Origin of the sequence: Pigmentiphaga sp. H8 (assembly GCF_003854895.1) — a bacterium.
Lineage (GTDB): Bacteria > Pseudomonadota > Gammaproteobacteria > Burkholderiales > Burkholderiaceae_B > Pigmentiphaga.
Map to the genome: position 1 here is coordinate 3,244,094 of NZ_CP033966.1, position 22,935 is coordinate 3,267,028.

Annotated in this window: 23 protein-coding genes; 14 read left to right on the forward strand and 9 right to left on the reverse strand. The window is 67.8% G+C overall.

All coding sequences use genetic code 11. The features are described 5' to 3' along the window. Positions 1 to 83 precede the first annotated feature (83 nt). From hpnC to hpnE, 3 genes are read left to right on the forward strand one after another with little or no spacing between them, the layout of a single operon-like run. Complete coding sequence (gene hpnC, locus EGT29_RS15360) at positions 84 to 947, forward strand: squalene synthase HpnC (protein WP_124689804.1); 864 nt, start codon at positions 84 to 86, stop codon at positions 945 to 947. Beyond that, positions 944 to 1,807: a presqualene diphosphate synthase HpnD gene (gene hpnD / locus EGT29_RS15365; protein ID WP_124692376.1), complete on the forward strand. Its 864-nt coding sequence runs from the start codon at positions 944 to 946 to the stop codon at positions 1,805 to 1,807. The genes hpnC and hpnD overlap by 4 nt, the downstream gene beginning before the upstream one ends. Continuing rightward, on the forward strand, positions 1,786 to 3,174 hold the full coding sequence (hpnE, locus tag EGT29_RS15370) for a hydroxysqualene dehydroxylase HpnE (RefSeq protein WP_238160002.1): 1,389 nt from the start codon (positions 1,786 to 1,788) through the stop codon (positions 3,172 to 3,174). The genes hpnD and hpnE overlap by 22 nt, the downstream gene beginning before the upstream one ends. A 13-nt stretch (positions 3,175 to 3,187) precedes the next feature. Here the strand turns inward: hpnE and moaE are convergent, their stop codons facing one another. The 5 genes from moaE to EGT29_RS15395 are packed head-to-tail and all read right to left on the reverse strand — an operon-like array spanning position 3,188 to position 7,919. Then, on the reverse strand, positions 3,188 to 3,646 hold the full coding sequence (moaE, locus tag EGT29_RS15375; RefSeq protein ID WP_124689805.1) for a molybdopterin synthase catalytic subunit MoaE: 459 nt from the start codon (positions 3,644 to 3,646) through the stop codon (positions 3,188 to 3,190). Position 3,647: 1 nt separating this feature from the next. Continuing rightward, on the reverse strand, positions 3,648 to 3,905 hold the full coding sequence (gene moaD, locus EGT29_RS15380; protein WP_124689806.1) for a molybdopterin converting factor subunit 1: 258 nt from the start codon (positions 3,903 to 3,905) through the stop codon (positions 3,648 to 3,650). Between the two features lie 3 nt (positions 3,906 to 3,908). Further along, positions 3,909 to 5,135 (reverse strand): gephyrin-like molybdotransferase Glp, encoded by a 1,227-nt coding sequence (gene glp, locus EGT29_RS15385; protein WP_238160004.1) that lies wholly within the window; start codon positions 5,133 to 5,135, stop codon positions 3,909 to 3,911. 55 nt (positions 5,136 to 5,190) lie between these two features. Continuing rightward, positions 5,191 to 6,603, reverse strand: coding sequence for a threonine synthase (thrC, locus tag EGT29_RS15390; RefSeq protein WP_124689807.1), 1,413 nt, complete (start codon positions 6,601 to 6,603; stop codon positions 5,191 to 5,193). Positions 6,604 to 6,611: 8 nt separating this feature from the next. Then, complete coding sequence (locus tag EGT29_RS15395) at positions 6,612 to 7,919, reverse strand: homoserine dehydrogenase (RefSeq protein WP_124689808.1); 1,308 nt, start codon at positions 7,917 to 7,919, stop codon at positions 6,612 to 6,614. Positions 7,920 to 8,239: 320 nt separating this feature from the next. On the opposite strand from EGT29_RS15395, the gene EGT29_RS15400 reads away from it, so the two are divergent. The 4 genes from EGT29_RS15400 to EGT29_RS15415 all read left to right on the forward strand — a co-directional run bounded on the left by EGT29_RS15400 (position 8,240) and on the right by EGT29_RS15415 (position 12,394). Continuing rightward, on the forward strand, positions 8,240 to 8,623 hold the full coding sequence (locus EGT29_RS15400) for an Mth938-like domain-containing protein (protein ID WP_124689809.1): 384 nt from the start codon (positions 8,240 to 8,242) through the stop codon (positions 8,621 to 8,623). Between the two features lie 50 nt (positions 8,624 to 8,673). Next, complete coding sequence (locus tag EGT29_RS15405) at positions 8,674 to 9,138, forward strand: peroxiredoxin (RefSeq protein ID WP_124689810.1); 465 nt, start codon at positions 8,674 to 8,676, stop codon at positions 9,136 to 9,138. Positions 9,139 to 9,246: 108 nt separating this feature from the next. Further along, complete coding sequence (locus EGT29_RS15410) at positions 9,247 to 10,995, forward strand: PhoH family protein (protein WP_124689811.1); 1,749 nt, start codon at positions 9,247 to 9,249, stop codon at positions 10,993 to 10,995. 1 nt (position 10,996) lies between these two features. After that, on the forward strand, positions 10,997 to 12,394 hold the full coding sequence (locus tag EGT29_RS15415; RefSeq protein WP_124689812.1) for a CoA transferase: 1,398 nt from the start codon (positions 10,997 to 10,999) through the stop codon (positions 12,392 to 12,394). A gap of 3 nt (positions 12,395 to 12,397) precedes the next feature. Here the strand turns inward: EGT29_RS15415 and EGT29_RS15420 are convergent, their stop codons facing one another. From EGT29_RS15420 to EGT29_RS15435, 4 genes are read right to left on the reverse strand one after another with little or no spacing between them, the layout of a single operon-like run. Further along, positions 12,398 to 13,099, reverse strand: a complete 702-nt coding sequence (locus tag EGT29_RS15420; RefSeq protein WP_124689813.1) for an ABC transporter ATP-binding protein — start codon at positions 13,097 to 13,099, stop codon at positions 12,398 to 12,400. Continuing rightward, positions 13,096 to 13,878 carry an ABC transporter ATP-binding protein gene (locus EGT29_RS15425; protein WP_124689814.1) on the reverse strand — a complete coding sequence of 261 codons (783 nt, stop codon included), beginning with the start codon at positions 13,876 to 13,878 and terminating at the stop codon, positions 13,096 to 13,098. The genes EGT29_RS15420 and EGT29_RS15425 overlap by 4 nt, the downstream gene beginning before the upstream one ends. Next, positions 13,871 to 15,133 (reverse strand): branched-chain amino acid ABC transporter permease, encoded by a 1,263-nt coding sequence (locus EGT29_RS15430; RefSeq protein ID WP_124689815.1) that lies wholly within the window; start codon positions 15,131 to 15,133, stop codon positions 13,871 to 13,873. Before EGT29_RS15430 ends, EGT29_RS15425 begins: the two co-directional genes overlap by 8 nt. Continuing rightward, entirely contained in the window at positions 15,130 to 16,089 is a 960-nt protein-coding gene (locus tag EGT29_RS15435; RefSeq protein WP_124689816.1) for a branched-chain amino acid ABC transporter permease, read from the reverse strand. The genes EGT29_RS15430 and EGT29_RS15435 overlap by 4 nt, the downstream gene beginning before the upstream one ends. 136 nt (positions 16,090 to 16,225) lie before the next feature. Here EGT29_RS15435 and EGT29_RS15440 point away from each other — a divergent pair, with 136 nt between their 5' ends. From EGT29_RS15440 to EGT29_RS15470, 7 genes are all read left to right on the forward strand, one after another. Beyond that, the gene (locus EGT29_RS15440; RefSeq protein ID WP_124689817.1) at positions 16,226 to 17,737 is read left to right on the forward strand and encodes a YdiU family protein; all 1,512 of its coding nucleotides are present in this window, start codon (positions 16,226 to 16,228) and stop codon (positions 17,735 to 17,737) included. An 8-nt stretch (positions 17,738 to 17,745) separates the two neighbouring features. After that, positions 17,746 to 18,147, forward strand: a complete 402-nt coding sequence (msrB, locus tag EGT29_RS15445; protein ID WP_087840631.1) for a peptide-methionine (R)-S-oxide reductase MsrB — start codon at positions 17,746 to 17,748, stop codon at positions 18,145 to 18,147. Positions 18,148 to 18,240: 93 nt separating this feature from the next. Then, entirely contained in the window at positions 18,241 to 18,831 is a 591-nt protein-coding gene (locus EGT29_RS15450; protein WP_124689818.1) for a septation protein A, read from the forward strand. Next, positions 18,828 to 19,112 carry a BolA family transcriptional regulator gene (locus EGT29_RS15455; protein ID WP_124689819.1) on the forward strand — a complete coding sequence of 95 codons (285 nt, stop codon included), beginning with the start codon at positions 18,828 to 18,830 and terminating at the stop codon, positions 19,110 to 19,112. The genes EGT29_RS15450 and EGT29_RS15455 overlap by 4 nt, the downstream gene beginning before the upstream one ends. Positions 19,113 to 19,166: 54 nt before the next feature. Next, positions 19,167 to 19,934, forward strand: coding sequence for a peptidylprolyl isomerase (locus tag EGT29_RS15460; protein ID WP_124689820.1), 768 nt, complete (start codon positions 19,167 to 19,169; stop codon positions 19,932 to 19,934). Positions 19,935 to 20,356: 422 nt separating this feature from the next. Further along, positions 20,357 to 21,424 (forward strand): porin, encoded by a 1,068-nt coding sequence (locus tag EGT29_RS15465; protein WP_124689821.1) that lies wholly within the window; start codon positions 20,357 to 20,359, stop codon positions 21,422 to 21,424. A gap of 407 nt (positions 21,425 to 21,831) precedes the next feature. Then, positions 21,832 to 22,884, forward strand: a complete 1,053-nt coding sequence (locus EGT29_RS15470; protein WP_124689822.1) for a porin — start codon at positions 21,832 to 21,834, stop codon at positions 22,882 to 22,884. The last annotated feature ends 51 nt before the right edge of the window (positions 22,885 to 22,935 follow it).

Sequence of the window (22,935 nt, forward strand, 5' to 3'; positions counted from 1 at the left end):
GCGCGCGACGCGCAGGACATCCCTGTCCACGCCGCCGTCGCGGCGAACCGGTATCATCGGCCCCGGAATTCCGAGGTCTTGCCATGTCCGCCGGTCACTACGAAAACTTCCCCGTCGCTTCGCTGCTGCTGCCCCCGCGCCTGCGGACGGCGGTGCTGGACATCTACCGCTACGCGCGCGCCGCCGACGACGTCGCCGACGAGGGGAACGCCTCCGACCAGGAACGCCTGGCCGCGCTGGCGCGCTTCGGTGCCGGGCTGGACTGGATCGAGCATGCCCCGCGGGCGCAAGCGGCCGCGCCGGACGAACTGGCCGCGATCTTCGTCCCGCTGGCCGCCACCGTCGCCCGGCACCGCCTGCCGCTCGCCCCCTTCCGGCGCCTGCTGTCGGCCTTCGCCCAGGACGTGACCGTCAAGCGCTACGCGGATTTTGCGGCCTTGCGGGACTACTGCCACGGCTCGGCCGATCCCGTGGGCGAACTGATGCTGCACCTGTACGACGCCGCCACGCCGCGCAACCTGGCCTGGTCGGACGCGATCTGCACCGGGCTGCAACTGACCAACTTCTGGCAGGACGTGGCCGTGGACTGGGGCAAGCAGCGAGTCTATATTCCCCAGGAGGACCTCGCGCGCCACGGCGTGGCCGAGGCCGACATCGCGGCGGGCAACTGCTCGCCGGCGTGGCGCGCGCTGATGGCCTTCGAGGTCGGGCGGGCCCGGGCGCTGTTACACTCCGGGGCACCGCTGACGCGGGCCCTGCCGGGCCGCATCGGCTGGGAACTGCGCCTGGTCGTCCAAGGCGGACTGCGCATCCTGGAACGCATCGAAACCGGCGGGTACGACGTCTTCCGGGCCCGCCCGATACTGAAGAAAACCGAGTGGCTGACGCTTGCCTGGCGCGCGCTGCGCATGCCACAGGCCATGCCCCCATCCCCTCCCCCATCATGACGCCTGACCAGTACTGCCAGGAGAAGGCCGCGCAGAGCGGCTCCAGTTTCTACTACAGCTTCCTGTTCCTGCCGCCCGAGCGCCGGCGCGCCATCACCGCGCTGTACGCGCTGTGCCGCCAGTTGGACGACACGGTGGACGAAGCGAGCGACGCCTCGGTCGCGCGCCTGAAGCTGGCCTGGTGGCGGACCGAGATCGAGCGCCTGTTCGACGGCAAGCCCGAGCACCCAGTCACCCAGGCCCTCGCTCCCCACCTGGTCGCCTGCGGCATCACGCGGGACCGCCTGCTGGAGATCGTGGACGGCATGGAGATGGACCTGGACCAGACGCGCTACCTGGACTATCCCGCGCTACAGCGCTACTGCCGCCGCGCGGCCGGCGTCGTGGGCGAGCTGTCGGCGGGCATCTTCGGCTACGCCGACGCACAGACGCTGGCCTATGCCGATCGCCTGGGCCTGGCGTTCCAGCTCACCAACATCATCCGCGACGTCGGCGACGATGCCCGCAAGGGCCGCATCTACCTGCCGGTCAACGAATTGCAGCAGTTCGACGTCAAGGCGGCCGACATCCTGAACGGCCGCTATTCGGACAACTTCTCGGCCCTGATGCGCTTCCAGTGCGAACGGGCCCGGCGCGCCTACCGCGAGGCGCTGGCGCTGCTGCCGACCGAGGACCGCCGCCCGCAGCGCCCCGGCCTGATGATGGCCGCCATCTACTACGCGCTGCTGGATGAAATCGAACGCTCCGACTACCAGGTGCTGCACCAGCGTATTTCTCTGACGCCGCTGCGCAAGTTCTGGCTGGCGTGGAAGACCTACGTAACCGGCGGCCGGACCCTGTGGCTCCAGATCGGGCGCTGAACGGCGCGCCGCGCGCGGCGGTGGTCGGCGCGGGGTGGGCGGGCCTGGCGGCCGCGCATGTCCTGGCAGGCCACGGCTATGCGGTCACCGTGTACGAGGCGGCCCGCGAGGTGGGCGGCCGCGCACGCACCGTCGCTTCCCGCGCCGGCGATACCGCGTTCGCCGCGCCGCTGGACAATGGCCAGCACCTGCTGCTGGGCGCCTACACCGACACCCTCGCGCTGATGCGCGAACTCGGCCAGGCCCCCGACAGACTGCTGCTGCGCGCTCCGCTGCGGCTGGCCTCGGCCGACGGGCGCTTCGCCCTGCGCGCCCCTGGACTGCCCTCGCCGCTGCACGGCGCGGCCGCGCTGCTGGGCGCACGCGGCCTGAGCGTCGGCGCGCGCTGGGCGGCGCTGCGCTTCGTGCTGGGCCTGCGCCGCCAGCAGTGGCTGGCGGCCGGCCAAAGCACGACGCCCGGGCAGACAGGCGGCTCGCCCACGGTGGCGCGCCTGCTCGCTACCTGGAACCAGCCCGAGGAAGCCATCATCCGGCTATGGCGCCCGCTGTGCCTGGCTGCGCTCAATACCCCTCCGGAACAGGCTTGCGCCCGCCTGTTCGCCGCCGTGCTGCGCGACAGCCTGGATGCGCCGCGCCGCCACAGCGACCTGTTGCTGCCGCGCTGCGACCTGTCCAGCCTGTGGCCGCGCGCGGCCGCGGCCCGCCACGACCTGCGGCCGGGCCATGCGGTCCGGGAACTGGCCGTGGAGGACGAACAGGTCCGCGTCGATGGCGAACCCTATGCGGCGGCCGTGCTGGCGGTCCCGCCGGGCATCGCGGCACGCCTGTTGCCGCCGCACCCGGAGATGGCCACCGTGCAGCGGGCGCTGCGCGCCTTTCGCCACCTGCCCATCGCCACGCTGACGGTGCGGCTCGCGGCGCCGTTCCGGCTAGCTTTTCCGATGCTGATGCTGGCGGAAGACCCCGCGCGCGGCCATCTGGGACAGTGGGTGTTCGATCGAGGCGCCCTGCTCGGCCACGATGCGCCCCACGGAGAACTCGCGGTAGTGGTCAGCGCGGCATCGGCCTTCGAGGGGCAGGACCGTGCCGCCTGTGCGGCGGGCCTGCTCGAACAATTGCGGGAACAATTGGCGGGCACGGGCGCAAGCGGCCTGCCGCCGGTGGAACACTGGGAACTGCTGATCGACAAGCGCGCGACCTTTGCCGCCGTGCCTGACCTGGCGCGCCCGGGTAACGCCACGGCCTGGCCGCGGCTGGCGCTGTGCGGGGATTGGACGGATACGGGCTATCCGGGCACGCTGGAAGGCGCCGTTCGCAGCGGTCTCCAGGCGGGTCGCCTGCTGGCCGACACGGCCGGCAAGCGCTGAGCCGCGAAACGGGTCAGTCCTGGCCAGCTTCCCAACGCCGGGCCGCCTCGTCGTCGGCGTCGCGCGCCTCGACCCAGCGGTCGCCCTGGCCCGTGGCTTCCTTCTTCCAGAACGGGGCCTGCGTCTTCAGGTAGTCCATGATGAACTCGCAGGCGGCAAAGCACGCGCCGCGATGCCGGCCCGCCACGCCCACGAAAACGATCTGGTCCAGCGCTCGCAGCGTGCCGACGCGGTGAATGACCCGCACGGCATGCAGCGTCCAGCGCTCCTGGGCCTGCCGGACGATGTCGGCCAGCGCCTTTTCGGTCATGCCTGGATAGTGCTCGAGCGTGAGCGACGAAACGCTGTCGCCTTCGTTGATGTCGCGCACGGTGCCAACGAAGGTGACGACCGCGCCCACCGAGGGATCGGCCCGCAGCGCGGCGATTTCCGCGCCGGCATCGAAATCGGAGGTCTGGACGCTGATGGACATCTCAACCGCCCGTAACCGGTGGGAAGAACGCCACCTCGTCGCCGGCCTGCAAGGGCTCGGCGGCCTGCACCATGGTGTGGTTGCGCGCAGCGCGCACGGCGCGCTCGGGCCCCAGCGCCGCGGCCCAGGCACCGCCGCGCCCGGCCAGCCACAGCCGCAGTTCGCCCACGGTGCGCACCGTCTCGGGCAATTCGGCCGCTTCCTTTTCCCGGCCCAGGACTTCGCGCAGCGAAGCGAAATACAGGATGTCGACGTTCATGGCTCAGCCCAGCAGTTCGGCATAGCTGATGAAGGACACCGTATCGCCTTTCCGGATCGTCTGTCCACCCGGATTGTCGATCACGCCGTCCCCCCAGACCGTCGACGTCAGCACCGCCGACAACTGGTTGGGGAACAGGTCGAGCCCGCCCTGTTCGTTGCGGCGCACCCGCAGGAATTCGCGCCGGCGGTCGGCCTTGGGCCAGTCGAAATCGGCGCGCATGGCGGTCCGCAAGGGCAGCGTGGCGTGGGCGCCGGCCAGCTTGAGCAGCAGCGGCTTGACCAGCAGGCCGAAGGTCAGGAAGCTCGACACGGGGTTGCCGGGCAGTCCGATGAAGACCGCCTCGGTACCGTCGTCGCGGCGCAGGCGGCCGAAGGCCAGCGGCTTGCCGGGTTTGATGGAAAGGCTCCACATGTCCAGCCGCCCCAGCGACTCGACCGCCGGCTTGACGTGGTCTTCCTCGCCCACCGACACCCCGCCGGTGGTGATGATCAGATCGTTGTCGCGGGCAGCGACGCGCAAGGCCTCGCGCGTCGCCTCGAAACTGTCCTGCACCGCGCCCAGGTCGGCATGTTCGACCGGCAGCGCCGCCAGCATGCCTTGCAGCAGAAAACGGTTGGAGTTGTAGATCTTGCCGGGCGGCAGCGGCTCGCCCGGCGCGACCAGCTCGTCGCCCGTGGACAGCGTGGCCACGCGCAGCCGGGGCTGCACCGGCAGGCGGGGCACGCCCACCGAGGCGGCCAGGCCGACGTCCTGCGCCCGCAGGCGTGCTCCGGCCCGCAGGATGCGGCTGCCGGCCTCGATGTCGCAGCCCTTGGCGCGCACCCAGGCGCCCGCTTCGACCGGCTTGGCGAACGCCACGCGATCGTCGCGGACCTCGGCCTCTTCCTGCATCACGACGGCATCGGCGCCTTCGGGAATTTCCGCGCCGGTGAAGATGCGCGCGGCCGTTCCGGCGGCCAGCGGCTGCGGCACGGAACCCGCCGGAATGCGCTGCGACACCGGGATGCCCGCGCCGAACATCGCGGCGTCGGCCGTGCGCACCGCATAGCCGTCCATGGCCGAATTGTCGGCGGCCGGCACGTTGATCGATGCCGTCACGTCCGCGGCCAGGATACGGCCCGCGGCCCGCGCCAGCTCGACCTGTTCGGCGGCCCGCCCCAGCGGCTCGACCGCCAGCAGGATCTCCAGGGCCTCGTCCAGGGAAAGCAAGTTCGAACCAGGCTTCACATTCGACTCCTTCGCGGCCCGCCCCGCGGCGCGCCGCACATACTCGACACCGCCGTCAGACGGCCTGGGCGGCGATCAGGTCCTTGATGGTCTGCACGTCGCCCTTCACGGTCTGCACGCGCTGCGGCAATTGCTCGATATTCTCGAATCCCGCCGGACGCGGCGCCGGCTGCCCCAGGGCTTCCTCGATGGTGGCCGAGAACTTCACCGGCAGCGCGGTTTCCAGCACCAGCATGGGTATGCCCGGTTCGACGAAAGGCAGCGCCACCTTGACGCCGTCGGCGGTATGGGGATCGATGACCACGCCGGTCTCGGCATGGACCTGGCGGATGGTGGCCAGCCGGTCGGCATGCGAGCTGGTGCCCGAGACAAAGCCGTACTGCGCGAACTGCGGCCTGTAGGCCGACAGGTCGAACGAACCCTGCGCCGCCAGTTCGTCCCACAGCGCCTTCAGGCGCGCGGGATCGCGGCCCAGCAGGTCGTAGACGAAGCGCTCGAAGTTGGACGCCTTCGAGATGTCCATGGACGGGCTGGAGGTCTCGTAGGTTTCGCTCGAGGCGCGCGGGCGATAGATGCCGGTGCGGAAGAATTCTTCCAGCACGTTGTTCTCGTTGGTGGCCAGCACCAGGCGGCGGATGGGCAGGCCCATGCTGCGGGCGACGTGGCCGGCCAGGATGTTGCCGAAGTTGCCCGAGGGCACCGCGAACGACACCTGGGCCATGGGATCGGCCGCGCCTTCGGTGGCCAGCCGCCAGCCATGGAAGTAGTACACCACCTGGGCGGCGATGCGCGCCCAGTTGATGGAGTTGACCGCGCCGATGCGATGCGCGGTCTTGAACGCCAGGTCGCCGCTGACCGCCTTGACGATGTCCTGGCAGTCGTCGAACACGCCGTGCACGGCCAGGTTGTGGATGTTGGCATCCTGCAGCGAGTACATCTGCGCGCGCTGGAAGGCGCTCATGCGGCCGGCGGGCGACAGCATGAACACCGCCACGCCCTTCTTGCCGCGCATCGCGTATTCGGCCGCCGAACCGGTGTCGCCCGAGGTGGCGCCCAGGATGTTCAGCGTGGTGCCGCGGCGCGCCAGCACGTATTCGAACAGGTTGCCCAGGAACTGCATGGCCATGTCCTTGAAGGCCAGGGTCGGCCCTTCGGACAGGCCCAGCAGCGCGACACCCTGCTTGAGCGGCTTGAGCGGCACGATGACCTCGCCGCCGAACACCTCGGGGCGGTAGGTCTTGCGCGTCAATTCGCGCAGGTCCTGCTCGGGAATGTCGGTGATGAACAGCTTGAGCACTTCGTACGCCAGGTCGGCGTACGACAGCGAGCGCCACGCCTGGAGCTGCTCGGGCGTGACCTGCGGAATGGACTCGGGCACCGCCAGGCCGCCGTCGGGCGCCAGACCTTCCAGCAGGACGTCGGTGAACGGTTGCGGGGCCATGCCGCCGCGGGTCGAAAGGTATTTCATGCTGCGTCCTAGGCGAGGTTCTCGATGCGCAGGCGCGTGACCGTCGACACCACGGTGGGCAGTGCCTCGATGCGGGCGATGGCGGCGTTGACGTTGCGCTCCAGCGCCTCGTGCGTCAGGAAGATGATGTCCGCCTGGGTAGCGTCCTCGCGCGGTTTCTGGATCATGGACACGATGGAGATCGAGGCGTCGGCCAGGATGCGCGTGATGTCGGCCAGCACGCCCGGCTGGTCGGTTGCCGCCAGCCGCAGGTAGTAGGACGTGGTGATGTCCTCGATCGACAGCATGGGGCGGTCGGTGATGGCGTCCGGCTGGAAGGCCAGGTGCGGCACCCGGTGCTCGGGATCGGCCGTGTGCAGGCGCGTCACGTCCACCAGGTCGGCGACCACCGCCGAGGCGGTGGGTTCTTCGCCCGCGCCCTGGCCGTAGTACAGGGTCGCGCCCACGGCGTCGCCCTTGACCATGACCGCGTTCATCGCCCCTTCCACGTTGGCCATCACGCGCTGGGCGGCGATCAGGGTCGGGTGCACGCGCAGCTCGATGCCCTCGGGCCGTGCCTTGGTGATGCCCAGCAGCTTGATGCGGTAGCCCAGTTCCTCGGCGTAGCGGATGTCTTCCTGCGCCAGCCTGGAAATGCCCTCGATGTGGGCCTTGTCGAAGCGGATCGGCACGCCGAACGCGATGGACGACAGCAGCGTGAGCTTGTGCGCGGCGTCCACGCCTTCGATGTCGAAGGTCGGGTCGGCCTCGGCATAGCCCAGGCGCTGCGCCTCGGCCAGCACCTCCGAAAACGGCAGGCCGCGGGCCCGCATCTCGGTCAGGATGAAGTTGGTGGTGCCGTTGATGATGCCGGCCACCCAGTCGATCTGGTTGGCCGACAAGCCTTCGCGGATGGCCTTGATGATGGGGATGCCGCCGGCCACGGCCGCCTCGAAGGCGACCATGACGCCCTGTTCGCTGGCACGGGCGAAGATCTCGTTGCCGTGCTTGGCCAGCAGGGCCTTGTTGGCGGTGACGACGTGCTTGCCGTGGGCAATGGCTTCCAGGACGAGTTCGCGGGCCAGGGTGTCGCCGCCGATCAGCTCGACCACGATGTCGATCTCGGGATCGCGGACGATCTGGAACGGGTCGGCGACGACTTCGGCGGCTTCGCCGACGCGGGACTTGGCCTTGGCGATATCGCGGGCCGATACCTTGGTCGCGACGATGTGGCGGCCGGCGCGGCGGGCGATTTCTTCGGCGTTGCGGGCGAGGACCTTGAAAGTGCCGCCGCCTACGACGCCCAGGCCCAGGAGGCCTACTCGGATGGGTTCCATTGTGTTTCCGGGCAATACAGGGTTCTTCGAAAACTTCCCCGCCCCGGCTTTGGCGCGCTCCGGCCCGCCGCGTCGACGCCACCGGAGGAGGCGGGATGCGGCAGTGTGCTGCGCAAGGGGCGGGAATCGCCGGCCACGGCTGGGGCTGGCAATCCTCCAGTGTAACGGACTCTGGGGAGCGGAAGGGAAAACCCGTGGGAGCGAGGGCATTTATAATGGGCGGACCACAGCCGGGCGGAAATTGTGGCGTTCGCGCATCCGTCCCGACCGCTGGCAGGCGTATAGTCTGCCTATCCTCCCGCCGTTCCGGAGCCGACCATTTGAAGTTGCATTCCGATCCTGCCTCGGCGCTGAATACCGTGACCGCCTACGGTAACGGATACGTCGAAGTCAACCGCGTCCGTTTCGAGCACGCCGTCGTGTTCGGCCCCGAGGGCGATGTCGTCGCCTGGCCTGTTTCCTCCTTCGAAGACGTCGATGCCACGGCAATGGAACGCGTGGCGCAGCCGGGCGGGGCCTCCCTGCCCGAGGTCGTCCTGATCGGCACCGGCGCCCGCCAGCGCTTCCTGTCCCCCTCGTTGCTGCGCCCGCTGCTGAAGGCCGGCGTGGGCGTCGAGATGATGGACACCCAGGCGGCTTCACGCACCTACAACATCCTGATGGCCGAGGGGCGCCGCGTCGTGGCCGCGCTGATCCCGGCCTGAATGATGCGCCGCCCTTTCCGTCTTCCCCACCATTTCCCGGAGTCCCACGCATGAGCACTGCCATCGGGCGGGCCGCCCCCGCCTTCACCGCTCCCGGCACCGACGGCGACCTGTCGCTGAAGGACCTGAAGGGCCGCATCGTCGTCATGTATTTCTATCCGCGCGACAACACGCCCGGCTGCACGACCGAGGGCCAGAACTTCCGCGACCGCTACGCCGACTTCCAGGCCGCCGGCGCCGAGATCCTGGGCGTCTCGCGCGACACGCTGGCCTCGCACCAGAAGTTCAAGGAAAAGCAGGGCTTCCCGTTCCCGCTGCTGGCCGATCCGGACGAAACGCTGTGCGAGCTGTACGGTGTCATGAAAATGAAGAACATGTATGGCAAGCAGGTGCGCGGCATCGAGCGCAGCACTTTCCTGATCGACGCGCAGGGCAAGCTGCGCCAGGAGTGGCGCGGCGTGAAAGTCCCCGGCCACGTCGACGCCGTGCTCGACGCCGTGCGCGGGCTGGCCTGAATGAGTCCGTCTTTCTTCCTGCGCATGTGTCGTACGCCGGCAGGCGTACGATATATGCAATGGAGGATGCAGTATCGTTGAGCTTCCCTACTGAGGAGATCCGCGCTCATGCCGCTTCCCAAGATGCCCACCCGGCCCGCAGCAATCCTGTCCTTCCCCTCGGGTGAACCAGCGCGCCCCGCAGCCCGCGGCAAACGTACCGAAGCCGAAGCCGAACCCCGACCGCCCTCCTCCACCAACATTCCCGACGTCCAGCCTCAGCTGGAAGGTATCCAGGCCGCGCCGGCCAAGACGGCCCGCAAGACCAGCGCCAGATCCAAGGCAGGCACCCTGCTGACGCCCGCGCCGCAGGCCGGGGCGCCCATCGTCGCGCGTGCGCCGCAGCCCGCGCCCGCGCCGGCTCCCGCCGCCACCGGCAAGGCCGTGGCCAAGCCCACGCCCAAGCGCAAGGCGAAATCGGCCGGACCGGAGGTCGCCAAGCTGTTCGTGCTGGACACGAACGTGCTGATGCACGACCCGAGCTCGCTGTTCCGCTTCGAGGAACACGACATCTTCCTGCCGATGATCACGCTGGAAGAGCTGGACAACCACAAGAAAGGCATGTCCGAAGTGGCGCGCAACGCCCGCCAGGTCAGCCGCTCGCTGGACGAACTGGTCAGCGACATCGGCGACATGGAAGCCGGCATTCCGCTCGACAAGCTCGGCAACCGCGACGCGATGGGCCGGCTGTACCTGCAGACGACCCTGCTGTCGGCCTCGCTGCCGTCGGGCCTGCCCGCCGGCAAGGCCGACAACCAGATCCTGGGCGTGGTGCGCGCGCTGCAGGAGCGCTACCCCGACCGCGAGGTCGTGCTGGTGTCCAAGGACATCAACATGCGCGTCAAGGCGCGCGCCCTGGGGCTGCCGGCCGAGGACTACTTCAACGACCAGGTCCTGGAAGACTCCGACCTGCTCTACACCGGCGTGCTGCAACTGCCCGACGACTTCTGGGACAAGCACAGCAAAGGCATGGAGTCCTGGCAGCAAGGCGGCAGCACCTTCTATCGCATCACCGGGCCGCTGTGCGCGCAGTTCGCCGTCAACCAGTTCGTCTATTTCGAAGGCAGCATGCCGCTGTACGCGCAGGTCAAGGAAGTCAACGGCAAGACCGCCGTGCTCCAGACCCTGCGCGAATACACCCACAGCAAGAACAGCGTCTGGGGCATCACCGCGCGCAACCGCGAGCAGAACTTCGCGCTCAACCTGCTGATGAACCCGGACTGCGACTTCATCTCGCTGCTGGGCCAGGCGGGTACCGGCAAGACGCTGCTGGCGCTGGCCGCGGGGCTGACGCAGGTGCTGGAGACCAAGCGCTACACCGAGATCATCATGACCCGGGTCACCGTGCCCGTGGGCGAGGACATCGGCTTCCTGCCGGGCACCGAGGAAGAAAAGATGCTGCCCTGGATGGGCGCGCTGGAAGACAACCTGGACGTGCTGAACATGGGCGACGGCGAAAGCGGCCATGGCGGGGACTGGGGGCGTGCCGCCACCATGGATCTCATCCGCTCGCGGGTGAAGGTCAAATCGCTGAATTTCATGCGCGGCCGCACTTTCCTGAACAAGTTCCTGATCATCGACGAGGCGCAGAACCTGACGCCCAAGCAGATGAAGACCCTGATCACCCGCGCCGGCCCCGGCACCAAGGTGGTCTGCCTGGGCAACATCGCGCAGATCGACACGCCCTACCTGACCGAGGGCAGTTCGGGCCTGACCTACGTGGTGGACCGCTTCAAGGGCTGGCCGCATTCCGGCCACGTCACCCTGCAGCGGGGCGAGCGCTCGCGGCTGGCCGACTACGCGGCCGAGGTGCTGTGACATGCGGCGCGACCAGGGCGGCGGCGCGGGGGGCGTCTGCGACGGCTACCTGCAAGCCATCTGGAACGCGGCGGGAAGCGCCACGCTTCCCGCCGGCATCGCATGGCTCGGCGCGGGCAGCCTGCCGTCCATCTTCCCGGTCACGGACCTGGCGGCCGCCGCCGTCGGCGCGGCGGGGCTGGCCGTTGCCGAACTGATCGGGCAACGGCACGGCCACCTGCCCGCGATCGCGGTCGACCGGCGGCTGGCCTCGTTCTGGTTCGACACGTCGCTGCGGCCGGTGGGCTGGAAGCTGCCTCCGGCCCGCGACCCCGTCACCGGCGACTATGCGACCGCCGACGGCTGGATACGGCTGCACGCCAACGCGCCGCACCACCGCGACGCCATCCTGCGCGTACTCGGCTGCCAGGGCAACCACGGCAGCGTGGCGCAAGCGGTGGCGGCATGGAACGCGCTGGATCTCGAAAACGCCATCGTCGAGGCGAAAGGCTGCGCCGCGCAAATGCGTACCCAGGAGGCCTGGGCGGCCCACCCACAGGGCGCCGCCGTGTCGCTCGAGCCGCTGCTGTGGCGCACGCCGGCATCCGCCGCCGAGGCGCCCGCCTGGACGGGCACGCCAGCACGCCCGCTGCAGGGCGTGCGCGTGCTGGACCTGACCCGCATCATCGCGGGGCCGGTGGCCACGCGCTTCCTGGCGGGCTACGGCGCCGAGGTCCTGCGCCTGGATCCCCCGGCCTGGGACGAACCGGTCGCCGCCCCCGAGCTGACGCTGGGCAAACGCTGCGGCCGCATCGACCTTCGCTCCACCGAAGGCCGGCGCTTGTTCCGCCAGTTGCTGCGCGACGCCGACGTGCTGGTGCATGGCTACCGTTCGGATGCGCTGGCCGCCCTGGGTTTCGACGCCGAACAGCGGCGCCGCATCAATCCGAGGCTGATCGATGTCTCGCTGGACGCATACGGATGGACCGGCCCCTGGAAGACACGCCGCGGATTCGACAGCCTGGTGCAGATGAGCTGCGGCATCGCGGATACCGGCATGCGCAAGCTGGGCCGGGACAAGCCCACCCCGCTGCCGGTGCAGGCCCTGGACCACACCACGGGCTATCTGCTCGCCACCGCGGCGATACGCGGCCTGACCGAGCGCGTGCGCACCGGCTGCGGCGGCGAGTTCCGGGCATCGCTGGCACGCACGGCGGCCCTGCTGGTGCAGGGGGTGGCGGACGCCAACGCCGCGCCGCTCGCTCCCGAAACCCGCAACGACTGCACCATGCCATCGGAAATGACCGCCTGGGGCCGGGCGCGGCGCGTCCAGGCGCCGCTGACCGTTGCCGGCGCCCCCATGGCCTGGGACCTGCCCGCTGGCCCGCTGGGCGCCTCGCCCCCGTCGTGGCGCGGCTAGCGGCTAGAACTCGATCCACTCGCGCCTGACCGGCCCATCCGCGCGCAAGGCGGCCGGCGTCCCGGCGAACACCACGGTGCCGTGCCCCAGCACATACGCGCGATCGGCAATGTCCAGGGCGAAGTCCAGCTTCTGTTCGATCAGCAGGATGGCCATGCCCTGGCGGCGCAGTTCGTCCAGGCAGGCCGCCAATTGCGCCACCACCAGCGGCGCCAGCCCCTCGGCCGGTTCGTCCACGAGCATCAAGGCCGGATCGCCCATCAACGTACGGCCCAGGGCCAGCATCTGTTGCTCGCCGCCCGACAGGTGCTGTGCCTGGACGTTGGCCCGCCGCCCCAGCGGCGGAAAAAGCCGATAGACGTCGGCGATCGCCCAGCGCCCCGCCCTGGCGGCCTTCTGCCCCAGCACCAGATTCTGCTCGACGGTCATGCCGGGAAAGATGTCCCGGCTCTCCGGCACGTAGCCGATGCCCATCCGCGCAATCTCGAACGTGCGCAGTCGGCCTATGTCCTGGCCGCGCCAGAGCATGCGGCCGCGGCGCTCGACCAGCCCCATGACGGCGCGGGCCAGGGTGGAGCGGCCGGCGCCGTTGCGGCCCAGCAGCGCGACGATCTCGCCCGGCGCCACGTGCAGGTCCACGCCCTGCAGCACATGGGCCCGGCCATACCAGGCATGCACGCCGCGCAGTTCCAGCAGGCCGTTCATTCGAGCTCCGGCACGACGCCGCCCAGGTAGGCCTGGCGCACCGCCGGATCCGCCCGGATGTGTTCCGGTTCGCCCGTGGCGATCAACCGCCCCTGGACCATGACCGAAATGCGATCGGACAGGCCGAAGACGACCTGCATGTCATGCTCGACGATCAGCACCGTCCTCCCCCGGCAGGTGCCGCGTATCAGTTCCATCATGCGCGCCGTCTCGGCCCGGCTCATGCCGGCCGTCGGCTCGTCCAGCAGGACGACGCGCGCGTCGGTCGCCAGCACCATGCCCAGCTCCAGGGCGCGCTGCTCGGCATAGCTCAGTTCGCCGGCAGGCAGCTGCGCGCGCCGCTCCAGGTCGAGCTGCGCCATGACCTGGTGCGCCCGCTGCGCCACGCCGCGCCCGCGATCCAGCGCACACCACCATTGATAGCCCAGGCCGCCCCGGCGCATGGCGGCGCAGCGCAGGTTGTCGAACACCGACATGCGGCCGAACACGTTGGCCACCTGGAAGCTGCGCGACAACCCCAACCGGGCCAGGCGATGCGCCGGCAGCCCCGTGACGTCGCGGCCCCGCAGGCGCACCCTGCCCGCCGAGGGCGGAGTCAGGCCCGAGATCACGTTGAACAGGCTGGATTTGCCCGCTCCGTTGGGACCGATCAAGGCGTGGAACTCGCCCGTCGCGACACGCAGGCTCACGTCGTCCAGCACCTGGGCCGCTCCGTAGCGCTTGCCCACGCCCTCCAGCGTCAAGGCATCGATGCCGGCCTTGTCCCGTGCGTCACCCATCGCATTGCTCCGGCGACGGCACCAGCCGGCTCTGGACCCGCCCCAGGAACAGGCCGGCCGCGCCCAGCACCGACAGCACGCCGGCCACGCTCCACGGCAGCGGCGCGGACGGATCCAGCACCAGCCCGAACCACGAGACCACCCCCTGCCCGCCCGTGCCGTGGACGCGGCCATAGGCCAGCTCGATCGCCAGGCTCAGCCCCGACATGCCGCTCAACGCGCCGGCGATCGTCCATTTCCTGGCGCGCAGCCAGTGCGCCAATTCGCCTCGCGCCCCCCGCCGCGCCGCATCGCGTATGCCCCCGGCCAATCCACCGGGCAAAGCCAGCACGACGGCGGCAAAGGCGAGCCCCAGGTACAACTGCCAGGCCCCGGTATGGCGCGACAGCTCAACCGAGAAGAACGTCACCACGACGGCGCCGGCCACGGGCCCGAGGAACAGGCCGCTGCCGCCCACCACCACCGCCAGCAGCACCGCGCCCGATCGCAACGCGCCCATGCTGTCGGCGCTGGCGATCTCCAGATTCAGCGCCATCAGCCCGCCCGCCACGCCGGCGAAGAACGCCGACAAGGTCAGCATCAGATAGCGGACGCGGTGCGGGTCGTAGCCGATGAAAGCCACGCGCTGCGGATTGTCGCGCACGGCGTTGGCAAGCTTGAGCAGCGGCGTGCGGCCGAGCGCATGGATGGCGAGCGCGCAGGCAGCCGTCCAGGCGGCGGTCAGGTAATAGACATGGAGATCGGGCCCAAGACTCCATCCCGGCCATAGACCGGCGACGAACGCCGGACCGGCCGTGCGGTCGGCCGCCAGCCCGCCCTCCCCGCCGAACCATTCCGGCAGCATGCCGGCGGCGGCATGGATCAGTTCGCCCACCGCCAGCGAAATCATGGCGAAGGACGTCCCGCCCCGGCGCGTGGTCGGGTACCCGATCAACGCGGCGAAGGCCGCCCCCGCCACCCCGCCCGCCACGGGCAGCAACACGCTGGGAAAGACGAACGGCCCGCCATCCATGCCGCGCAGGAGGTGGATGACGGCATATCCGCCCAGTCCCGCGTAGACGGCATGTCCGAACGACAGCATCCCCGTCTGGCCCAGCAACAGGTTGTACGACAGCGCGAACAGCGCCATCGCGCACATCTGCGACATCAGGCCCAGCTGGAAGCCGCTATCGAAACTCAGCGGCGCCAGCGCCAGCACCGCCAACCCCAGGGCCACGCAGGCCAGGAACCGCCTGCCATCCGCGCGCGGACTCATGTCTCGCGCACGCCCATGAGTCCGCGCGGCCGCCAGACCAGCACCGCCACCATCAACAGATAGGGCAGCACCGGCGCGACACGCGACAAGGGCCAGGCCGCCAGCGCCCGCGCCGCATCGGACGCGCCCAGCCAGGATGCCGGCGCGGCCAGGGACCAGGCGGATCCGACCGCCAGGGTTTGCAGCAATCCGATCAGCAGGCTGGCCCAGAACGCCCCCGCCAGCGATCCCAGCCCGCCCACCACTGTCACGACGAAGACGATGGGCCCCAGCGCCTGGGCCATGCCCGGTTCGGTCACGAACACGCTTCCTCCTATCGCGCCGGCCATCCCGGCCAGCAAACAGCCGGCGCCGAACACCAGCATGAACACACGAGGCACGTCATGCCCCAGCGCTTGCGCCATGGCCGGATGGCTGAGCGCCGCGCGCACGATCAGGCCGGTACGCGTACGCGTCAAGCCCCACCACAACCCCGCCAGCATCAGGCCGGCCGCCAGCGCGACCACCAGGCGGTGCATGGGAAAGGCATGCCCGTCCAGGCTGAAAAGCGGCTCGCCCCAGGCCGCCGGCATGCGGTAGGGCACGGCGGACCGGCCCCATGCCAGTTGCACCAGTTCGGCGATGATCATGGCGAGTGCGAACGTGAATAGCAGTTCAGCCACGTGCCCCCGGCCGCGCAGGCGGCGCAGCGCGAACCGTTCGACCACGGCGCCCGCCAGCCCGACCAGCACGGGCGCGATGAATAGGGCCACCCAGAATGCCGCGCCCGCCGTCAGCGCCGGCGACAGCGCACCGGCCACGGCATGGGCGGCATAGGCGCCCAGCATGTAGAAACTGGCATGGGCGAAGTTGATGATGCCCATCATGCTGAAGATCAGCGTCAACCCGGACGAAAGCATGAAAAGCAACAGCCCATAACTGAGGCCGTTCAGCAGCGAAACGATGAGCCCGTCCAAGCAATACTCCGAGCGGCCCGCACAGCCGAGGCGGCGGCCTCGCCGGGGAAAAGGGAAACAAGGAAACAACGGCAAATAGGTTAACCTTGATTGATACCCGGCGTGAGGCCGGACCGCCAATCACTGTTCCAACGTCGTGAAGCTCGCCAGCACTCTCCAGTCCCTGCGTACCGACAACTCGTTCGCCGCCTTGCCGGACGCGTTCTATTCACGGGTATCGCCCCAGCCCCTGGACGACCCCTGGCTGGTGCATGCCAACCCCGAGGCCGCCGCGCTGATCGGCCTCGCGCCCGAAGCCTTGGCCACGCCCGAGTTCCTGTCCGTGTTCTCGGGCGCCAGCCCGCTGCCGGGCGGTGCGCCGCTGGCCGCCGTCTACAGCGGCCATCAGTTCGGCGTCTGGGCCGGGCAACTGGGCGACGGCCGCGCGCTGCTGCTGGGCGAAGTGGCCGGCCCCGACGGCAATTGGGAACTGCAGCTCAAGGGATCGGGCCTGACGCCCTATTCACGCATGGGCGACGGCAAGGCCGTGCTGCGTTCGTCGGTGCGCGAGTATCTCGCCTCGGAAGCCATGCATGGCCTGGGCATACCGACCACGCGTGCGCTGGCGCTGGTCGCCTCCGACGATCCCGTCATCCGCGAGACGGTCGAAACCGCTTCCATCGTCACCCGCATGGCGCCCAGCTTCGTGCGCTTCGGCTCGTTCGAGCACTGGGCCAGCCGCCAGCGCCCCGACCTGCTGCGCACCCTGGCCGACTATGTGGTCGACCGCTTCTATCCCGATTGCCGCCCGGCCCCGGCCGGTGTCGCCGACACCGACGCCGGTCCCTACCTGCGGATGCTGGCGGCGGTCACGCGCAAGACCGCCGCGCTGATGGCGGACTGGCAGGCCGTGGGCTTCTGCCATGGCGTCATGAACACCGACAACATGTCCATCCTGGGGCTGACGCTGGACTACGGTCCCTATGGATTCATGGACGGCTTCGACGCCCACCACGTCTGCAACCATTCTGACACGGCCGGGCGCTACGCCTGGGATGCCCAACCCGCCGTCGGCCACTGGAACCTGTACCGCCTGGCAGGCGCGCTGATGCCGCTGGTGCAGGACGAAGACGCCCTGCGGGCCGTGCTGGCCGGCTATGAAAGCGCCTTCCTGGCCGCCTTCCACCACCGGATGGCCGCCAAGCTGGGCCTGGCGCAATGGCAGGCCGGCGACGAAGAACTCCTGAACGGCCTGTGGTCCGTCATGCACCAGAACCGCGCCGACTTCACCCTGAGCTTCCGGCGCCTGGCCAGCGTGGCCAGCGTCGACGGCACGCCGGCGGCCCCGGGCGTCGAGACCTTCGAGGACCTGTATGCCGACCGCGACGCCGCCGGCGCCTGGCTCGCCGCCTATCGCACCCGCCTCGCGCAGGACGGGCGGCCCGACGCCGAACGCGCCGCGGCCATGAACCGCGTCAATCCGCTGTACGTACTGCGCAACCACCTGGCCGAGCTGGCGATCCGCGCCGCGAAGGAACGGGACTCCGGCGAAATCGACCGGCTGATGCGGCTGTTGCGCGATCCCTATACCGAACAACCCGGCCACGAAAGCTACGCCCGCGTGCCGCCCGACTGGGCGGGCGCACTGCAAGTCAGTTGTTCTTCATGAGGTAGACCATGTCCGACCGGCCCAAAGTCACGAAATCCGATGCCGAATGGCGCACCCTGCTCACGCCCATGCAATACGCCGTGGCGCGCGAGAAAGCGACCGAGCGCGCGTTCACCGGCCAGTACTGGGATCATCGCGAACCCGGCATCTACCGCTGCGTGGCCTGCGGCACGCCGCTGTTCGCCTCGGACACCAAGTTCGACTCGGCCTGCGGCTGGCCCAGCTACTTCGCCCCCCTGGACCCCGACAACGTGCGCGAAGAACTCGACACCACCCATGGCATGGTCCGCACCGAGATCCTGTGCAATGTCTGCGACGCCCACCTGGGCCACGTCTTCGAGGATGGCCCACCCCCGACGGGGCTGCGCTATTGCATCAATTCGGTCTCGCTGAAGTTCGAACCGCTGTAGCCCGGCGCCCCCCGGGGGGCTGCTGGTAAGCTTTGGAGAACGGTGGGACGGTTTTCTTGTCCCACTCTGGCGCATTTTCTTCTCGACGATTCGATGAAATTACTTTTCGATCTTTTCCCGCTTGTTCTCTTCTTTGCCGCATACAAGTTCGCCGACATCTATGTCGCGACGGGCGTGGCCATGGCGGCCAGCGTGCTGCAGATCGTCTGGCTGCTGGTGCGGCGCAGGAAGATCGAGCCCATGCACTGGATCAACCTGACCATCATCGTGGTGTTCGGGGGCGCGACGCTGTTCCTGCACGACGAAGTCTTCATCAAATGGAAACCCACGGTGCTCTACTGGCTGTTCGCGGCGGTACTGGGCGGCGGCCAGTGGCTGTTCAGGCGCAACTTCCTGCGCAGCATGCTGGGCGCGCAGATCCAGCTGCCCGAAGCGGTCTGGAGCCGGCTCAATCTTGCCTGGGTGACGTTCTTCGCCGCGGTAGGCGGCCTGAACCTGTACGTCGCCTACAACTGGCCCACCGAAACCTGGGTCAGCTTCAAGGTATTCGGCATCTTCGGACTGCTGCTGGTGTTCGTCGTTCTGCAATCGCTCTATCTCGGCCGCCACATGAAGCCCGCCCAGGAAGTCTCGGCCACCGACATCGCCAAGAAAGAGGCCGACGCAGGAGCCGAGCGCTCATGAACACCGACCGCATGGCATGGATCCGCGAGCGCCTGTCGGAGCTCGATCCCGTCACGCTGGACGTGCAGGACGACTCCCATCTGCATGCCGGCCATGCCGGCGCGGCCGGCGGCGCCGGACACTTCCGGCTACGCATTGTTTCGCCCCGTTTCGCGGGGCTCAACCGGGTAGCGCGGCATAGGCTGGTGTATGATCGATTGGCAGACTTGATGCCTGCGCACATCCATGCGCTGGCGCTCCAGGCGCTGACACCAGAAGAAGACTCCGCACCAACCTCTTGAGCCCGGTCTTTTCAACCGACCTCACTCCCCCTCTACCTTCAAGGACTTCCATACATGAAGCGTGTTTTGATGATGGCTGCCGCGCTGACCCTGGCCGCTCCGGTTTTTGCGCAGAATGCCGCCGTGGTCAACGGCAAGGCCATCCCCTCGTCGCGCGTGGACCAATTCGTCAAGCTGCTGACCAAGCAGGGCCAGCCCGACTCTCCCCAGCTGCGCGAGCAGATCCGGGAAGAACTGATCAACCGCGAAATCTTCCTTCAGGAAGCCGACAAGCGCGGCGTCGCCAAGCAGCCCGAGGTCCAGGCCGAAATCGACCTGACCCGCCAGAGCGTGCTGATCCGCGGGCTGTTCAATGACTTCCTGGCCAAGAACCCGGTCTCGCCGCAAGACATCCAGGCCGAGTACGACCGCGTCAAGAGCGCCCAGGGCGACAAGGAATACCAGGCCCGCCACATCCTGGTCGAAAACGAGGCCCAGGCCAAGGACATCATCGCCCAGTTGAAGAAAGGAGCGAAGTTCGAGGATCTGGCCAAGCAATCCAAGGACCCCGGCTCGGCCGCCAACGGCGGCAGCCTGGACTGGGCGCCCTCCAGCACCTACGTCAAGCCGTTCGCCGACGCGCTGGCCGCCCTGCAGAAGGGCCAGACCACCGAGGCGCCGGTGCAGACGCAGTTCGGCTGGCACGTGATCCGACTGGACGACGTGCGCCCGGTCCAATTCCCGCCGCTGGAGCAACTGCGCCCGCAAATCGAGGAATCCCTGCGCCAGACCAAGCTGCGTGATTTCCAGACCAGCCTGCGCGAAAAGGCCAAGATCCAATAAGTTTGTTGGATTCAACCAACAAAAAATACAGTCCCGATAATTAAATTTTCAACAATCAGGGTTTCCCTGGGTTGAACCTGACGCCCCGCCAAACCAGCCCGTACAGGCCTGAGTTGCGGGGCGTTTTTCTTGCTTTACCCCCGGCAGATCAAGGGATTCGCAGGTTCCCACAGCCTCAAGGTTGCAATTAGGTAACAAAACCTTAGAGCAAAGCACAACACATCTTTATTGCAAGGGAATTAACTATTGGCACTCCAGGGGCTTTCTGGTGAAATCCATCGAGATTTCTTCACAGCAAGTACATCGCGTAGAAATCGTAAGCAAGACGGGGGGCTAGTCTTGGGGGAAAGCGGCAGCAATGCTGTCTTCCGGCGTGTCCCTTCGGCTTATCGAGTTACTCACTCCGCTGGAGACCTATTTAAATGAAGAAGACCCTTCTTGCCGCCGCGCTGCTGGCTGGCTTCGCAGGTGCCGCTCAAGCGCAAAGCAACGTCACGCTGTACGGTTTGGTTGACGCTGGCTTCAACTACAGCAAGATCGAAGGCAACGACAGCCGCATGGGCATCGACAGCGGCCTGATGGGCCAGTCGCGCTGGGGTATCCGTGGTTCGGAAGACATCGGCGGTGGTCTGAAGGCCATTTTCACTCTGGAAAACGGTTTCAACGTTGACAACGGCCAGCAAACCCAAGGCCGTCTGTTCGGCCGTTATGCCTTCGTCGGCGTGGAAAGCGCCTCTGCTGGTCGCGTGACCCTGGGCCGTACCACCAACCTGGGCTTCATGTGGGCCGCTGGCATCGCCAACCCGTTCGGCCTGAGCTTCGGCCAGTCCACCGTCGGCAGCACCTTCGGCTACAACGACGCCGAACTGGGTGCCGGTCGCGTGAACAACTCGATCTACTACTACTCGCCGAAGTTCTCGGGCTTCCAGGGCGCCATCGGTTACAGCTTCCAGTCGAACCCCGACACCGAAGTCGCCAAGGGCAAGAACAACGACCGCCTGCTGGACCTGGGCCTGAAGTATGAAAACGGCCCCCTGAAAGCCGTCATCACGTACCAGTACCTGAACCCGTCGCAACTGACCGCGAACAACGGCAAGTTCAAGAACCTGACCCTGGGCGTGAACTATGACTTCGGCGTCGTGGCTGTCTACGGCGGCTACGCCAACGCCAAGGGCATCCGCAACCCGGGTACCTGGAACAACACCGCTGCCTACGGTGGCTACACCAGCGGCGCCACGTCCGCCAACTTCACCAAGGACAACGCCTGGACTCTGGGTCTGAGCGCTCCGTTGGGACCTGGCAAGGCCTACGCTGCTTACCAGAAGGCCACGCAGTCGAAGGTCAAGGGCTTCGCTCTGGGCTACAGCTACGATCTGTCCAAGCGCACCAACCTGTACACGTACTTCTCGCAAAACGAAGTGCATGACTGGACGGCCAACAAGAGCCTGGACGCCCGTCAGTTCGCCGTGGGCCTGCAGCACCGCTTCTAAGCACTTGATACCGGCCTGAGCCGGTCTCTACGGGGCTTCGGCCCCGGTGCGACCAAGCATGAACCCCGCCTTGTGCGGGGTTCTTTTTTGCCTAGTCGACCGTGGTAACTCTCGCCGTGTCTCTTACGTTGCTGGATGTAACACCAATCGTTTCCTGTTGCGCGAACACCGATAAGACCAATTGGTTTCGACAGAATCGCAACATCTCTGAATATCGCATCAGATTTAACAGTTGGCACTCTTAATCCTTTCTGGTGAAATTTCTTCAGATTTCTTCGCAGCCTAAGCAGCAACGCCTGGAAATCGGGAATCAGACGGCGGCGGCGCGCCGAAGGAGCCGGTCCTGCACCGACCCCGCCGGGACGTCAGCCAACTTGTCGAATGTTTTTCAGCTGGAGACCAAGTAAATGAAAAAAACCCTACTCGCGACCGCCCTGCTGGCAGGCTTTGCCGGCACCGCTCATGCACAGAGCTCCGTTACGCTGTACGGCCTGGTCGATGCGGGCTTCAACTACGCCAAGCGCGACGGTCAGTCCGTCAAGGGCATCGATAGTGGCCTGATGAGCCAATCCCGTTTCGGCATGCGCGGTTCGGAAGACTTGGGCAACGGCCTGAAGGCCATCTTCACCCTGGAAAACGGCTTCACGGTGGATAACGGTCAGCAGACCCACGGCCGCCTGTTCGGCCGCTATGCCTACGTCGGTCTCGAAAGCGCCCAAGCCGGCCGCCTGACCCTGGGCCGCACCACCAACCTGGCCTTCATGTGGGCCGCCGGCGTTGCCAACCCCTTCGGCCTGAGCTTCAGCACCGCCAGCATCGGCAGCACCTTCGCCTATAACGACGCCGTCATGGGCGGCGGCCGGGTCAACAATTCGGTCTACTACTACAGCCCGTCGTTCTACGGCGTCCAGGCCGGTGTTGGCTACAGCTTCAATGCCTTCGCCAGCCCGAACGGCGAAAGCGAGGCCCCGGGAAGCGGCAAAAACAACCGCATGATCGACGCCGGCCTGAAGTACGACAACGGCCCGATCAAGGGTGTGTTGACCTATCAGCAAGTGGAATCGCCGCTGCCTGGCACCAAGACCTTCCGCAACCTGACCCTGGGTGCGTCGTATGACTTCGGCGTCGTCGCCCTGCACGCCGGCTATGCCAAGGCCAACAACATCACCCCGGCCTTCCTGAACGGCTACAACGGCGTCGTCGCCAACGGCGGCCAGTTCTCCAGCGACAGCGCCTACACCATCGGTGCCAGCGCCCCGATCGGCCCCGGCAAGCTGTACGCCGCCTGGCAAAAGGCCACCAAGTCCAAGGTGAACGGCTGGGCCGTCGGCTATACCTACGACCTGTCCAAGCGGACCAACCTGTATGCGTTCTTCGCCGACAACGACGTGCGCAACTTCGACGAAAACCGCGACATGACCTACCGTCAGCTCGCCGTCGGTCTGCAACACCGCTTCTAAGAAAAAAGGCCGCTAGGCGGCCCCTTATGTCGGCAGCCCAGGCTGCCGGCC

What these genes read in the sequence shown, in the direction of transcription:
- hpnC (WP_124689804.1), top strand. Translation starts at nt 84, where the DNA reads ATGTCCGCCGGTCACTACGAAAACTTCCCCGTCGCTTCGCTGCTGCTG.
- hpnD (WP_124692376.1), top strand. Translation starts at nt 944, where the DNA reads ATGACGCCTGACCAGTACTGCCAGGAGAAGGCCGCGCAGAGCGGCTCC.
- moaE (WP_124689805.1), bottom strand. Translation starts at nt 3,646, where the DNA reads ATGTCCATCAGCGTCCAGACCTCCGATTTCGATGCCGGCGCGGAAATC.
- moaD (WP_124689806.1), bottom strand. Translation starts at nt 3,905, where the DNA reads ATGAACGTCGACATCCTGTATTTCGCTTCGCTGCGCGAAGTCCTGGGC.
- thrC (WP_124689807.1), bottom strand. Translation starts at nt 6,603, where the DNA reads ATGAAATACCTTTCGACCCGCGGCGGCATGGCCCCGCAACCGTTCACC.
- EGT29_RS15395 (WP_124689808.1), bottom strand. Translation starts at nt 7,919, where the DNA reads ATGGAACCCATCCGAGTAGGCCTCCTGGGCCTGGGCGTCGTAGGCGGC.
- EGT29_RS15405 (WP_124689810.1), top strand. Translation starts at nt 8,674, where the DNA reads ATGAGCACTGCCATCGGGCGGGCCGCCCCCGCCTTCACCGCTCCCGGC.
- EGT29_RS15410 (WP_124689811.1), top strand. Translation starts at nt 9,247, where the DNA reads ATGCCGCTTCCCAAGATGCCCACCCGGCCCGCAGCAATCCTGTCCTTC.
- EGT29_RS15415 (WP_124689812.1), top strand. Translation starts at nt 10,997, where the DNA reads ATGCGGCGCGACCAGGGCGGCGGCGCGGGGGGCGTCTGCGACGGCTAC.
- EGT29_RS15420 (WP_124689813.1), bottom strand. Translation starts at nt 13,099, where the DNA reads ATGAACGGCCTGCTGGAACTGCGCGGCGTGCATGCCTGGTATGGCCGG.
- EGT29_RS15425 (WP_124689814.1), bottom strand. Translation starts at nt 13,878, where the DNA reads ATGGGTGACGCACGGGACAAGGCCGGCATCGATGCCTTGACGCTGGAG.
- EGT29_RS15430 (WP_124689815.1), bottom strand. Translation starts at nt 15,133, where the DNA reads ATGAGTCCGCGCGCGGATGGCAGGCGGTTCCTGGCCTGCGTGGCCCTG.
- msrB (WP_087840631.1), top strand. Translation starts at nt 17,746, where the DNA reads ATGTCCGACCGGCCCAAAGTCACGAAATCCGATGCCGAATGGCGCACC.
- EGT29_RS15450 (WP_124689818.1), top strand. Translation starts at nt 18,241, where the DNA reads ATGAAATTACTTTTCGATCTTTTCCCGCTTGTTCTCTTCTTTGCCGCA.
- EGT29_RS15455 (WP_124689819.1), top strand. Translation starts at nt 18,828, where the DNA reads ATGAACACCGACCGCATGGCATGGATCCGCGAGCGCCTGTCGGAGCTC.
- EGT29_RS15460 (WP_124689820.1), top strand. Translation starts at nt 19,167, where the DNA reads ATGAAGCGTGTTTTGATGATGGCTGCCGCGCTGACCCTGGCCGCTCCG.
- EGT29_RS15465 (WP_124689821.1), top strand. Translation starts at nt 20,357, where the DNA reads ATGAAGAAGACCCTTCTTGCCGCCGCGCTGCTGGCTGGCTTCGCAGGT.
- EGT29_RS15470 (WP_124689822.1), top strand. Translation starts at nt 21,832, where the DNA reads ATGAAAAAAACCCTACTCGCGACCGCCCTGCTGGCAGGCTTTGCCGGC.